Source organism: Arthrobacter sp. StoSoilB5, from assembly GCF_019977235.1.
Lineage (GTDB): Bacteria > Actinomycetota > Actinomycetes > Actinomycetales > Micrococcaceae > Arthrobacter.
The window spans coordinates 4,033,467-4,045,985 of the sequence record NZ_AP024646.1 but is presented as its reverse complement, the minus strand read 5'-3'; the positions used below and the strand labels follow the sequence as shown (position 1 = coordinate 4,045,985).

10 protein-coding genes and 2 tRNA genes are annotated in these 12,519 nt (G+C 62.6%); 10 read left to right on the top strand and 2 right to left on the bottom strand.

Going from position 1 to position 12,519, the window contains the following annotated elements; all coding sequences use genetic code 11:
- On the bottom strand, window positions 1–669 hold the full coding sequence (locus LDN75_RS18345) for a Tat pathway signal protein (protein WP_223934098.1): 669 nt from the start codon (window positions 667–669) through the stop codon (window positions 1–3).
- Window positions 670–820: 151 nt separating this feature from the next.
- Here LDN75_RS18345 and LDN75_RS18340 point away from each other — a divergent pair, with 151 nt between their 5' ends.
- The 9 genes from LDN75_RS18340 to LDN75_RS18300 all read left to right on the top strand — a co-directional run bounded on the left by LDN75_RS18340 (window position 821) and on the right by LDN75_RS18300 (window position 9,710).
- Entirely contained in the window at window positions 821–2,341 is a 1,521-nt protein-coding gene (locus LDN75_RS18340) for a DUF4118 domain-containing protein (RefSeq protein ID WP_223934096.1), read from the top strand.
- Window positions 2,338–3,012, top strand: coding sequence for a response regulator (locus tag LDN75_RS18335; RefSeq protein ID WP_223934094.1), 675 nt, complete (start codon window positions 2,338–2,340; stop codon window positions 3,010–3,012). Before LDN75_RS18340 ends, LDN75_RS18335 begins: the two co-directional genes overlap by 4 nt.
- A 30-nt stretch (window positions 3,013–3,042) precedes the next feature.
- Entirely contained in the window at window positions 3,043–3,699 is a 657-nt protein-coding gene (locus tag LDN75_RS18330; protein ID WP_223934091.1) for an MOSC domain-containing protein, read from the top strand.
- Window positions 3,700–4,116: 417 nt separating this feature from the next.
- Complete coding sequence (locus LDN75_RS18325) at window positions 4,117–6,288, top strand: DEAD/DEAH box helicase (RefSeq protein WP_223934090.1); 2,172 nt, start codon at window positions 4,117–4,119, stop codon at window positions 6,286–6,288.
- Window positions 6,289–6,486: 198 nt separating this feature from the next.
- Entirely contained in the window at window positions 6,487–6,972 is a 486-nt protein-coding gene (locus tag LDN75_RS18320; RefSeq protein WP_223934088.1) for a LysM peptidoglycan-binding domain-containing protein, read from the top strand.
- A gap of 119 nt (window positions 6,973–7,091) precedes the next feature.
- A tRNA-Thr gene (locus LDN75_RS18315) sits at window positions 7,092–7,163 on the top strand.
- A 61-nt stretch (window positions 7,164–7,224) separates the two neighbouring features.
- Window positions 7,225–7,298, top strand: a tRNA-Met gene (locus LDN75_RS18310).
- Between the two features lie 85 nt (window positions 7,299–7,383).
- Window positions 7,384–8,040 carry an NAD(P)-binding oxidoreductase gene (locus LDN75_RS18305; protein ID WP_223934086.1) on the top strand — a complete coding sequence of 219 codons (657 nt, stop codon included), beginning with the start codon at window positions 7,384–7,386 and terminating at the stop codon, window positions 8,038–8,040.
- A 98-nt stretch (window positions 8,041–8,138) separates the two neighbouring features.
- Window positions 8,139–9,710 carry a Na+/H+ antiporter gene (locus LDN75_RS18300; RefSeq protein ID WP_223934085.1) on the top strand — a complete coding sequence of 524 codons (1,572 nt, stop codon included), beginning with the start codon at window positions 8,139–8,141 and terminating at the stop codon, window positions 9,708–9,710.
- 51 nt (window positions 9,711–9,761) lie between these two features.
- Here LDN75_RS18300 and LDN75_RS18295 read toward each other — a convergent pair whose 3' ends face one another.
- Window positions 9,762–10,985 carry an ROK family protein gene (locus LDN75_RS18295; RefSeq protein WP_223934083.1) on the bottom strand — a complete coding sequence of 408 codons (1,224 nt, stop codon included), beginning with the start codon at window positions 10,983–10,985 and terminating at the stop codon, window positions 9,762–9,764.
- A 227-nt stretch (window positions 10,986–11,212) separates the two neighbouring features.
- Between LDN75_RS18295 and LDN75_RS18290 the strand changes: the two genes are divergently transcribed.
- On the top strand, window positions 11,213–12,487 hold the full coding sequence (locus LDN75_RS18290) for an extracellular solute-binding protein (protein WP_223934081.1): 1,275 nt from the start codon (window positions 11,213–11,215) through the stop codon (window positions 12,485–12,487).
- Window positions 12,488–12,519: the final 32 nt, after the last annotated feature.

The window sequence follows — 12,519 nt, the reverse complement described above, 5'->3', positions numbered from 1 at the left end:
CTAGCCTCCCGAGCTTCCGCCGCTTTTGGAACTGCTGCCAAAGCCGCCACGGCTGACTGTGCCGCCTTTGGTGCTGTAACCCGTAGAGGTCTTTGCGCCCTGCGGAACTGTCTTGGCGGAGCCCGGGTAGGAGTTACGGTTCTGTCCCACAGCGGGCACGCTGGATCCCCGCGAGTAGAAGTACCAGGCGTAGATAGCCGAACCGCGGCCATCCGAGCTGCTGTTGTTGCATTGGGTATCGTCTACGCGCTCGCCGGTTTCATCGTTGAAACAGACCTGCGCGTAGTCGGCCTCTTGCTCGCTGCTGGCAACAACGGCGGTGATGGTTCCGGCCAGAAGAGCAGTAACGCCCAAACCCACGACGACGGTGCGGCGCCGGGAGCGCTTCTTCCGTGCCTCTGCCTGGGCTGATTCGCGTTCACGTTCCTTGGCGAACGGATCAATGATCGGAAGGGGTCCGCCTGGCTCCGGGTGGGATGCATCGGGCCTGGGGGAGCCAGGCTTGTGTCCGTTTGGCGTTTCGTTCTGGTCGTCAACGGCAGGCGGGATCAACTCGGGGTGAAGCTCGGGCTTGGGCACTTGCCATGGTGGTGGCTTGGGCGGATTCCTGGCCGCGTCCGAGCCATTGCCTGAACCGCCGTTGCCTGCGGCGCCTTCTTTCGGGTCCATGTATATCCCCCTGGATAGACCGTTGGAGTGTCCGACGCCATGCCGGACCAGATGCTGAAAGCAAGCCTAGTCCTTGAGCGGAGCGCGGGCACTGGTCTCAGAGCAAGGTGGGCAGAACTGCCCACCCTGCCAATCGTGGAAGGATGTAGCCATGCCAGGTCCTGAAGCACAAAGCACCGAAGCCGACGCCGTTCTCCTGCGTCTTCCCGCGGTTCGGGGCATCGGCCGTGGACGTGTTGCCACAGGCCTTTTCCTGGCCCTGCTGATGCCGCCCGGCGTCGAAGTACTGGTCACTTTGCTGGGCTTCCGCAACTTCGCCATGATCATGCTCCTTCAGCTGGCAGCAGCCGTGGCCGTTGCCGCCATCGGAGGCCTGTGGCCGGCCGTGGTCGCAGCAGTGCTGGGCAGTTTCCTGTTGAACTACTTCTCCGCCGAACCCGTTGGTTCGCTGTCCATCGCTGATCCCACCACCCTCTTCACCCTTGTGGTTTTCCTGGCTGTGGCCTGCGGCGTGGCGCTCGCGGTGGGACTGGCAAGCCGCAGGGCCCAGGAAGCTGCGAGGTCCGAGGCAGAGGCCACGGCCCTGAGCGAGTTGGCCCTGCGCATCCTTAGCTCGGACGGCAGCCTTGAGTCCTTCCTTGAAAAGGTCCGCGGCAACCTCGGCATGGAAGCTGTGACATTGTTGGGTTCCCCCACCCCGGACAGCGTCACAGTGCCAGGGGCGCCGCCACAGTGGAGGGTCCTTGCGAGTGCCGGCCCCAATCCGCCGGTGACCCACGCCGCGGCCGACCATGCCGCCGTCGTCGATCCCCACTACACGCTGTTGTTGCGCGGCGGTGCGCTGTCTTCGCAACACCAGCGGCTGCTGGCCGCCTTCGGAGCGTTCGTGGTTGCCGTGCGTGAGCGGCAGCAACTGGTCAAGAGCCGGCGGGACAACCTTCGCCTGGCCGAGGGAAACAAGATGCGCACGTCCATCCTTCGTGCCGTTTCGCATGACTTGCGGACGCCGCTGGCCGGCATCAAACTGGCTGTCAGCAGCCTGCGGCAGGAAGAGGTCCAGTTCCCGCCGGACGTGGAGAAGGAGTTGCTGGAGACAATCGAGAATTACGCCGATCGCCTGGACCATTTGGTGGACAACCTGCTGGATATGTCCCGGATTACCGCCGACGCCGTGAACCCGTTGCTCGCGGGCACCACGTGGGCTGAAATTCTGCCTGAAGCACTACGCGGGATCCCGAAGGACCGGATACGCAACGAGCTGCAACCCAACCTTCCGCCGGTAACGGCTGATGCCGGAATGCTGGAGAGCGTGGTGGCCAACATCGTTGAAAACGCAGTGAAATACGCGCCGGGTTCGGACGTTGTCCTCACTGCGCGTGCAGGCGCCGGGATCACCGTGGGGGACAGGCCTGCCAGCGAACTGAGGATCGTGGACCACGGCAGCGGAGTGGGACACAACGAGGTGCTTGAGATGTTCCAGCCATTCCAGCGGCTTGGCGATTCGCCTGCCCCCGCAAGCGCCGGCGGTGGAATCGGCCTGGGACTTGCGGTGGCCAAAGGTTTTACGGAAGCCATGGGAGGCACGCTTATGGCGGAGCCGACGCCAGGTGGCGGCCTGACCATGGTGGTTACGCTGCCGTTGTGGACCGGTCACGGCGGGGGCAGGGCATGACCCGGGTGCTGATAGTTGAGGACGAAGCCCAGATTGCGCGGGCAATGCAGGTCACCTTGCAGGCCCATGGCTATCAGGCAGTGACCGTGGGAAACGGCGCCGACGCCTTGAACGCGGTGGCGAAACAAAGCGTGAATATTGTTGTGCTGGACCTTGGCTTGCCGGACATGGACGGAGTGGAGATCATCCGCCGCATCCGCGGGTGGAGCAGCATGCCCATCATCGTCTTGTCCGCCCGGCATGCCTCGGAGGACAAAGTTGAAGCGCTCGACGCCGGCGCGGACGACTACGTGACCAAGCCTTTCGGACTGGATGAACTGCTTGCGCGGCTTCGGGTTGCCTCGCGCCGGGTCCTTACCGATCGTGAAGAACCTACCTTGGCGACGTCGGACTTCATGGTGGACCTGGCCGGCAAGAAAATCGTGAAGGATGGTTCAGAGGTGAGGCTGACGCCCACCGAGTGGAACATCCTGGAGTTGCTGGTCCGGAACAAGGGGAAGCTCGTGAGCCAGCAGCAGATCCTGACGCAGGTCTGGGGTCAGGCCTATGCCAAGGAGACCCAATATCTGCGGGTCTATATTGCCCAGTTGCGGCGAAAGCTGGAGCGGGACCCGGCCGCGCCGCGTCACTTGCACACCGAAGCGGGAATGGGTTACCGGTTCGATCCTTAAATCCGGCCCTTCGTCCGTAAACTGTTGTCCATGAACACCGCATCCCTCCTCGCTGTCTGCCGTGTCCACCAGCTGTTGCCGGACCCGGAAGGAAGCGTTGGCGTCACCGCGATCGATAAGCGTCCCGTGGAAGGCCCCGTCAAGATCCACAAGCTCGGGGTCCATGGTGACGTCCAGGCAAACCGGTTCGATCACGGGGGCGAAGACCAGGCGCTTTACGCCTATTCCCAGGCAGACGCCGACTACTGGTCCACGGAACTGGATCGTGAGCTTCCAGCCGGGGTGTTCGGGGAGAACCTGCGCGTGGCCGGAATCGAAACCACGGGAGCCGTGATTGGTGAACGCTGGAAGATCGGTCTGGATGTGGAAGTGGAAGTGACGTCCCCGCGGGTCCCGTGCGCCACGTTCCAGCGCTCGCTGGACGAGCCGCAATGGGTGAAGCGCTTCACGCAGGCCGGACGGGTGGGAACATACCTGCGCGTGATCAAGACCGGGACGGTCTCTGCGGGAGACCACATTCACCGGCTGTTCGTACCGAAGCATGGCATTACCGTTGGCCAGTGGTTCAGCGAGCCCACGCCGGACATGGTCCAGGCCCTGCTCGACGCCGAAGCGGACGGTGAGGTCCGGCTTCAGGATGAATACCATGACAAGTTCGAGAAAGTCCTGCGTCGGAACGGGCTGTAAGGCTTGTTGAACTGGCTGTAGTGCTTCATGGAGGCCCCTTAGAGTTCGGGTGTGCTCAAGCTCACCCTGGCTTCATCAGCCCTCAACTCGCGGTAACGACCCTCTGTGCCCTACACTTGAAATATCCCCCACTCCGGAAATCCCTTTATCCTGCCCAATTCTTGAGGCAGGACTGGTAAGTGTTGGGGCCCGCAAATGTGTGCGGGCATTTTCATAGGGAGAGCCGGCTAAAGAAAACGCTGTACAGACTGCTGGGATAGCAGCCAAGAGATGCAGCGGGAAGTCCTGCCATGGGATTGCGATAGCGCCGGACTTCTTGCGAAAGCAGGGCACCTTTGCCCGGCTCTTCGCGACGAGTAATGCGGCCAAGCCCAACCGGGCCGCGCCGACTGCCCTATGGATGAGGAATTTCCCCCTATGACCGAAAATCTCAACGAAAACTTCGATGCCCCGAACGCTGAGTCTGCTGACGTAGCAGAGACCGCCGCTGAAGGCACCGTAGTAGAAGCACCGGCTGCCGCCGCTGCCCCCGTCGAGACCGCTGCACCCGAGTCTGCAGCCCCTGCCTTCACCGAAGCTCCTGCCCCGAAGGCAGAGGACGAGGAAGAAGAAGGCGTCCGCTTCGTCGATCTTGGCATCGATGGCCGCGTTTTGGCCGCGCTGCAGGATGTCGGGTACGAAAAGCCGTCCCCCATCCAGGCAGCCACCATCCCGCTGCTGCTTGAAGGCCGCGACGTCGTCGGCCTGGCCCAGACCGGTACCGGCAAGACTGCAGCCTTCGCTGTCCCCGCACTGTCCCGCCTGGCCGAGCTGCACGACCTCAACGGCCCGTCCCGCAAGACCCAGGCATTGGTCCTGGCGCCGACCCGTGAACTCGCCCTCCAGGTTGCTGAAGCCTTCACTTCCTACGCCAAGCACATTGACGATTTCACTGTCCTCCCGGTTTACGGTGGGTCCGCTTATGGCCCCCAGCTGGCCGGCCTCCGCCGCGGTGCGCAGGTTGTTGTCGGTACCCCCGGCCGTGTAATCGACCACATTGCCAAGGGCTCACTGGACCTTTCCGAACTCCAGTACCTTGTGCTGGACGAGGCTGACGAGATGCTGCGCATGGGCTTCGCCGATGACGTTGAGCAGATCTTCCAGCAGACTCCGGAAACCCGCCAGGTTGCGCTGTTCTCTGCCACCATGCCGGGCCAGATCCGCCGCATGTCCAAGCAGTACCTGAACAACCCTGCTGAAATCTCGGTGAAGTCCAAGACCACCACCGGCGCCAACACCAAGCAGCGTTACCTCCAGGTCATGGGCCCGCACAAGCTGGACGCCCTGACCCGCATCCTCGAGGTTGAAGAGTTCGACGGCGTCATCGCCTTCGTGCGTACCAAGATGGCCACCGAGGACCTGGCTGACAAGCTGAAGGCCCGCGGTTTCCAGGCTGCCGCCATCAATGGCGACATCCCGCAGCAGCAGCGTGAACGCACTGTTGACGCGCTGAAGGAAGGCCGCATCGACATCCTGGTTGCTACCGACGTCGCAGCCCGTGGTCTTGACGTTGAGCGCATCAGCCACGTCATCAACTACGACATCCCCCACGACACCGAGTCCTACGTCCACCGCATCGGCCGCACCGGCCGTGCAGGCCGTTCCGGTGACGCCATCCTGTTCATGACGCCGCGCGAGAAGTACCTGCTGCGTTCCATCGAGAAGGCCACGCGCCAGCCGGTGGAGCAGATGCACCTGCCCACCGCCGAGACCGTGAACACGCTGCGCCTGGGCAAGTTCGCCGAGCGAATCACCGAGACCCTCGAGTCCGAGGATGTTGCAGCGTTCCGCGACCTCATTTCCTCCTACGAGGAAGAGCACAACGTACCGGCCTCGGAGATCGCCGCTGCACTTGCGGTCATGGCCCAGGGCGGTCAGCCCCTGCTGGTGAAGGAACTGCCTGCAGCTCCTGAGTTCCAGAAGCGCGAGCGCTCCAAGGACGGCTTCGGCTCCCGTGGCCCGACCCGTGCACTCACCGAGGGCAACGCAACCTACCGGATCGCCGTCGGACGCCGCCAGCGCGTCATGCCGGGCTCGATCGTGGGCGCCATTGCCAACGAAGGCGGCATCTCCTCTGCACAGATCGGTGGCATCGATATCCGCTCGGACCACTCCCTGGTGGAGCTTCCGGCTGACCTTAGCCCCGAGCAGCTGCGCGCACTGTCCCGCACCCGTATTGGTGGCGAACTGATCCACCTCGAGCTGGATAACGGACGCAAGCCCAGCGGCGACCGTGGCGGTTACTCCGGCGGTGGCGCAGGTGGACGTGGTGGCTACGGCGACCGCGAAAACCGTGGCGGCGGCAACTTCAAGGGCAGCGGTGGGTTCAAGAAGGACTTCCGTAAGTCCGAGGGCGGCGAGCGTTCCTCTGCCGACCGTGGTGGCCGCACCTACAGCGACCGCTCCGAGCGCACTGCAGGCAGCTTCGGCGACCGTGACCGCGGCCAGTCCAGCGGCTCGCGCTTCGGTGGCCATGGGGACGGCGCCCGCAAGCCCCGCAGCGGTGGCGAAGGCGGACACCGCGACTTCAACCGCAAGGGCAAATGGTAAACACCGCCAAGTGGTAAATACTGCCAAGTGGTAATCACTAAGTAGTCCCGTCAGGGGTCGGCTTTTGGGCCGGCCCCTGATGTGTTTAACGCTGGTAAACGGTGCGGTGGAAGGCACTCCGCCGTACGATCAAAGTGCTACGAGCCGCGTAGCTGCGAAGAGCCTGACGGTCGCAAGCTGAATGTAGGAGGGGTTCCCATGGGATTGCTCGACAACTTGAAGAAGAATCTTGGCCTTGGTGAGAAGGATCACAGGGGTCAGGTTGCGCCCACCGCCCCGGAAGCTGCTGCGGACCAATCTGCTGCCGACCAGGCCGCAGAGGACGCTGCCGCCGTCGGGACTTCGAGCAAGGCCGCCGCGGAAGCTGCTGCAGCCCAGGCGGCCGAGCAGCAGGAAGCCGCCAATGCTGCGGGCGCTCAGATCGCCGGAGAGGCTGGCTTGGAACCAGAAGCCCCGGAGGTCCAGCCATTGGCCCAGCAGGCGGCTGCTGAGGCCGCTGCCGGGACGGGGCAGCCCGGGCCAGTGGCCCCGCGCGTCACGGAGGTGGTGGTGGAGCCCGGCGACACCATGAGGGGTATCGCTGCACAGTTCGGTGTGGACCTCGGTGCCCTGATCGCGACCAACGCCGACACTGTGCCCAACCCGGATCTCATCTACCCCGGGCAGGTGCTTCGCCTGCCCTGATTTTGGCCGGTATCTGGATCAGGAAAACGGCCTCTGCGCAAATTGTGTCGGCGCCGTTTTTCCCCGGATTTTCGCCGATTTGTAGCTTCTGAAAACGTCCGGTAGAGTATTTACTCGTTGCCCCCCTAGCTCAGTGGTAGAGCGCGTTCTTGGTAAGAACGAGGTCACCGGATCGATTCCGGTGGGGGGCTCTGAATGAGGGCCTGTGTCAAGGCGGTTTTGACCGGCTTGACACAGGTTTTTCTCATTCGTGGCGGTGTAGCTCAGTTGGTTAGAGCGCACGACTCATAATCGTGAGGTCGGGAGATCGAGCCTCCCCACCGCTACAGAGCAAGGCCCCGCAGGTATCACCTGCGGGGCCTCTTCATTTCCCCGCCCGCGCCAACTTCCCATGTGGGACAGAATGGGTGCATGAGCCGAATCGCAATCATTGGCGGCCACGGCAAAGTGGCCCTGCATTTGTCCCGCATTCTTAGTGGCGAAGGTCACGACGTCACGTCTTTCATTCGAAATCCCAACCATGTGGCAGACGTCACGGAGACGGGCGCTGCTGCGCAGGTCCTGGACGTGGAAAACTCGACGACGGCGGAACTCGCCCAGGCGCTACAGGGCCATCACGCCGTGGTCTGGTCAGCAGGAGCCGGTGGCGGCAACCCGGCCAGGACGTATGCAGTGGACCGGGACGCCGCTATCCGATCCATGGACGCAGCCCAAGAGGCCGGCATTAAGCGCTATGTGATGGTGTCCTACATCGGCAGTTCAAAGGATCACGGCGTTTCCGAGGACCACCCCTTCTTCCCCTACGCGGAGTCCAAGGCCGTGGCTGATGACTACCTGCGGAGCACTGGACTGGACTGGACCGTGCTGGGACCGGGAACCCTGACGGAGGAGCCCGCCTCCGGGATGATCGATGTCAATCCAGCAAACCCGGGCAATGGTACGCAGACTTCCCGTGCGAACGTTGCCCTGGTGGCGGCTGCAGTTCTGGAACTTCCTGGCACCATCCACCGGACCATCACGTTCAAGGACGGATCAGTCGACGTGGTGGATGCACTGACGGCGGAATGAAGCTGGCAGGGGATCCATGGACCCCGGGATATGTTGGTAGGTAGCTTCTGCGGGCCACGTCTGCGGTGGGCACGTACAACTTCTGGGGAAGCAGGAATATGGATCAGCTGGCACTCATTGTCGGATTGCTGCTTGCGACGGTGCTGGCTGTGGGCTTGGGGGACAGGCTTCGGCTTCCGTACCCGGTCCTGATGCTGCTTCTGGCTGTTGCGCTGACGTTCATTCCGGGCTTCCCTGAGTTGGAGATTACGCCGGAGTTGATCCTGCCGATCTTCCTCCCGCCGCTGCTTTTTGCCACCGCGCAGAAGAGTTCCTGGGCCGTTTTCCGGGTGCGTTGGCGGACGTTGCTGCTGATGGCTGTCGCCTTGGTGGTGGTTTCCACCGTAGTGGTGGCTGGTGCTGCATGGCTCATGATTCCTGGCATTGGCATACCGGCGGCGATTGCATTGGGAGCCATGGTGGCGCCGCCGGATCCGGTCGCAGTGGAGTCAGTAGCTGGCCGCGTGCATATGCCCCGACGGCTCATCACCGTTCTGCAGAGCGAGGGCCTTTTCAATGATGCCGCCGCTATCGTGATTTTCCAGGCAGCGGTCGCCGCCACGGTGTCTGGTAGCGAAGTGGGGCCCAATGTCATCCTGCAATTTGTGGTGGGTGCTGCTTTGGCGGTGGTCATCGGCATCGCCATGGGCTGGCTGACCAAGTTCATCTCCAAGCTTGTGACATCCATGGTTGCCCGCAGCGCAGTCACGCTAGTGGTTCCCTTCGCGGCATACATTCTGGCGGAAGAGTTGCACGCTTCAGGTGTGGTGGCCGTCGTCGTGACTGCCCTGGAACTGCAACGCCACGCACGGCCGCAGGACGCTGCCGAGCGCATTACGCGGACAGCCTTCTGGGATGTGGTGGAGCTGCTGGCAACCGGCCTGGCCTTCGGCCTGGTGGGCTTGGAAATCAGGCACGTTATCCGTGACGAGGGGACGGCCATTTTCGGGATGATCGGCGCGGCTGTGGTGATCTGCATCCTGGTGTTCGCCGTTCGCTACCTATGGCTCGGACTGCTTGCGCTGACCGCCCATCGGCGGCGGAATCTCCTGCAGCCAACCTCACCCAAAGAAGTACTCATCCTGACGTGGTGTGGAATGCGTGGCCTGGCAACACTGGCCCTCGCCTTGGCGCTCCCGCTGACACTGCCTGATGGCAGCGACTTCCCGGCGCGCCACGAAATCCTGGTCACCGCCTGCGCCGTGCTTCTGGCCACCTTGGTACTGCCTGGCCTGACGCTTCCGTGGCTGATGCGGGTCCTCAACGCCATGGAGGACGGTTCACATGAAAAGGACGCTGCCCGCGTGCTGGCCAAACGTGCCCAGTCGGCAGCGGTAGCGGCGCTGAAGGACCACGAGCTCATGAAGGAGCTCCCTGCGGACAAGGTGGCACTGGTCAAGGAAAAGATGCGCCGCCTCCATGCCGAGCTGCTGGATGGGACGTTGCGGAACGAGTCGGCCGCGGAGAAACGCAAACGAGGGCGTGAACTAGCCATCGCCGTGCAGACGATCGCGCTGGATGCCGCCCGCCAGGAAGTGGTGGACGCACGCAATGAGCCGGGTACCGATCCTGAGGTGGCGGACCGCGTTCTCAGGCAGCTGGACCTGCGCACCATGTCCATGCCGGAGTAGCGATTCCGGCAGCCAGGTGGCAGCCGGGTGGCAGCAAAGAACCTGGAAGGGTCAGGAAGCGTCCGCGTGTTTCGGCAGTGATGCGGGGTAAAGGTCCAGTGCATGCTCTTCGACATAGTCCAAGGCATGGCGGATCGCGCCGAGGGACACAATGCCGTCGCCCAGAATGGATGTTGCCAGGCGCGGGGGAGTGAAGGTGAAGTCCGGCAACTGCTTCCCGATGTCCGGGAGCAAGGCGTGGACTGACGCTGCGACGCCGCCGGCAATAACCACAAGCTCAGGGTTGACCAATGTGCTGATGGAGCCGATGACGCGGGCCATGCGGTGCGCCACACGATCAAGGGCGATACGGGCGGCGCGGTCACCGTCCGCGGCTGCCTTGAAAACCATCTCTGCCGTCAGGGCCGCAGGATCGCCGCCACAGAGCAACCGCAGGGTCGTGCCGGAGTCATCGGCAAGGGCTTCCCGCCCCCACAGCGCAGCGTAGTGGGCGATGCCGTAGGTGTCGCCTACGCCGTCCACGTTGTCGAGGTATCCCAGTTCGCCAAAGCCACCAACTTGCCCATGGAGCAATCGGCCCGACTCGAGGATGCCCGATCCCAGGCGGTCTCCGGCGAGCATGACCACCAGGTTGTCGACTCCTTGCGCCGTGCCCTGCCACCTTTCTGCGAGGGCTGCAAGGTTGGCGTCGTTTTCGAGGAGTACCTGCCAACCATGCCGCTCGGACACAATCCGGCGGACATCAAATGACTTCCAGAATTCCTGGGCCGTGAGCACCTCTCCGTCGCGGCTGACGGGAGCGGCAACACCAACAGAAACAGCAAGAACAGAGTCAGCGGTTACGCCGGCTTTTTCCAGGGCATCCGCCGCGATCCGGTCCAGCACATCGGCGCGCTCATCGGCAGGTACGTTGTAAGCGCGGAAGGGCATCGTCACCTGGGACAAAGGTTTTCCGGCCATGTCAGCCACAATCGTGGTGATCTTGTTGGCGCCGATGTCGATTCCGAGCACGCTGGCCGCGCTGTCGTCGAAGATAAAGCGGCGTGCCGGCCTGCCTTTGACGTAGTCTCCGGCACCTCGCTGGTTTTCCAGTTCCTGCAGCCATCCGAGCCGGACAAGTTCGTCGCAGATCGAAATGACGGTGGCGCGTGAGAGTCCGGTGGAAGCCATCAGTTCCGTGCCTGTGACTACCCCCGCACCACGCATTGCCTTCAGCATCGCGCCGGCGTTGACCCTGCGTACCAGCTGTGTTGACGGCGCAGTCCCGATCACCATTGATGCTCCTCCCAGCCGCCCTTCCGGTGATAGAGCGATCTCTCTAAATTTAGTGCATAAATTTAGATGACGACGCATTTCCACCAAAAGCTTGACCATGTGGCGCTGCTCACTAAATACTAGCGATAGGTCATAAATTTACCCCCTATCTAAACTTCGGGTTGAGCTTGACGCGACCACTTCCCCGCGGCATAGCGGCCACTGGGAATCCGCACGACGAAAGGACTATGGAGTCTGTGAAAGCTACGCGCAAGAAACGCATGGCAGCGATGGGCCTGGGGCTGGCCCTGCTGGCCGGCCTCCTCTCGGGCTGCACCGGGGACCCTGGGAAAGAGACCATCCGCTTCACCTTCAGCAAGCGGGAGGCCATCGGCTTCATGACCAAACTCGTTGCCGACTACAACGCTTCCCAGAACGAAGCCGAGGTAGTACTGGACACATCGGGCGTCGACGTCGTGTCGGCAAGTTTCGTCCGCGGCAATCCACCGGACATCGCGCTTGCAAACTACAACATGGAGACTTCCCGCTTTGTCCAGCGCGGAGCGTTGAGCGACCTGTCCGGTACCGAGGCCGCATCCCACATCCGGGAGGACCTTCAACCGCTCATGGACCAGTACGGTTCATATCCGGGTCGGACCAGTGCCCTGCCGTACTCGGTCATGGCATCCTCCGTGATCTACAACAAGGAAATCTTCGCTGCGCACAACATAGCTGTGCCGAAGACGTGGAGTGAGATGATCGCGGCGTGCGAGGCGCTGAAAGCCGCTGGCGTGACGCCCTTCTATGCCACATGGAAGGATGACTGGACCATCGCCCAAGGGTGGTTTGACTACTCGGTAGGTGGTCAGGTGGACACCATTGACTTCTTCAAGAAGCTTGCTGCCGAAGGCACGGAAGTTGGGCCGCAGTCCTCCGTGTCATTCCAGAAGGACTTCAACCAGCCGGTCGAGAAGATGCTGACGCTCGCAAAGAGCTACGTCAACAAGGATGCTGCAAGCCGGGCCTACGGTGACGGTAACCTCGCGTTCTCACAAGGCAAGGCCGCAATGTACATGCAGGGACCCTGGGCCTTCAGCGAGATCGCCAAGACCGCGCCGGACCTCAAACTCGGGACCTTTCCGCTCCCTATGACCGAGGACCCCAAGGACTTGCGCGTCCGCGTGAATGTGGACCTGGCGGCCTGGATTCCGGAGGCGTCCAAGCACAAGGACGCTGCGCGTAACTTCCTGGAGTACCTGTACCGGCCGGAGGTGATCGATGCCTACAACAAATCACAGTTGGGCTTCACACCCACCAAGGACTCTGCAAATGTCCCGGACCCCCGGATAGAGGGAATGGTGGAGTACTACGAGAATTCGCAGGTTTATCAGGGCCCATCGGTGCTGGTTCCGCGCACCATCCCGATCATGAACTACACGCAGGCAATCGTGTTCGGCGCGTCCCCTGCATCCACCCTCCGCACACTCGACGCAGACTGGGCGCGCCTGGCGTTCCGCCAGTAGTGCAGAACATAGGAAGTCAGATACATGTCCAG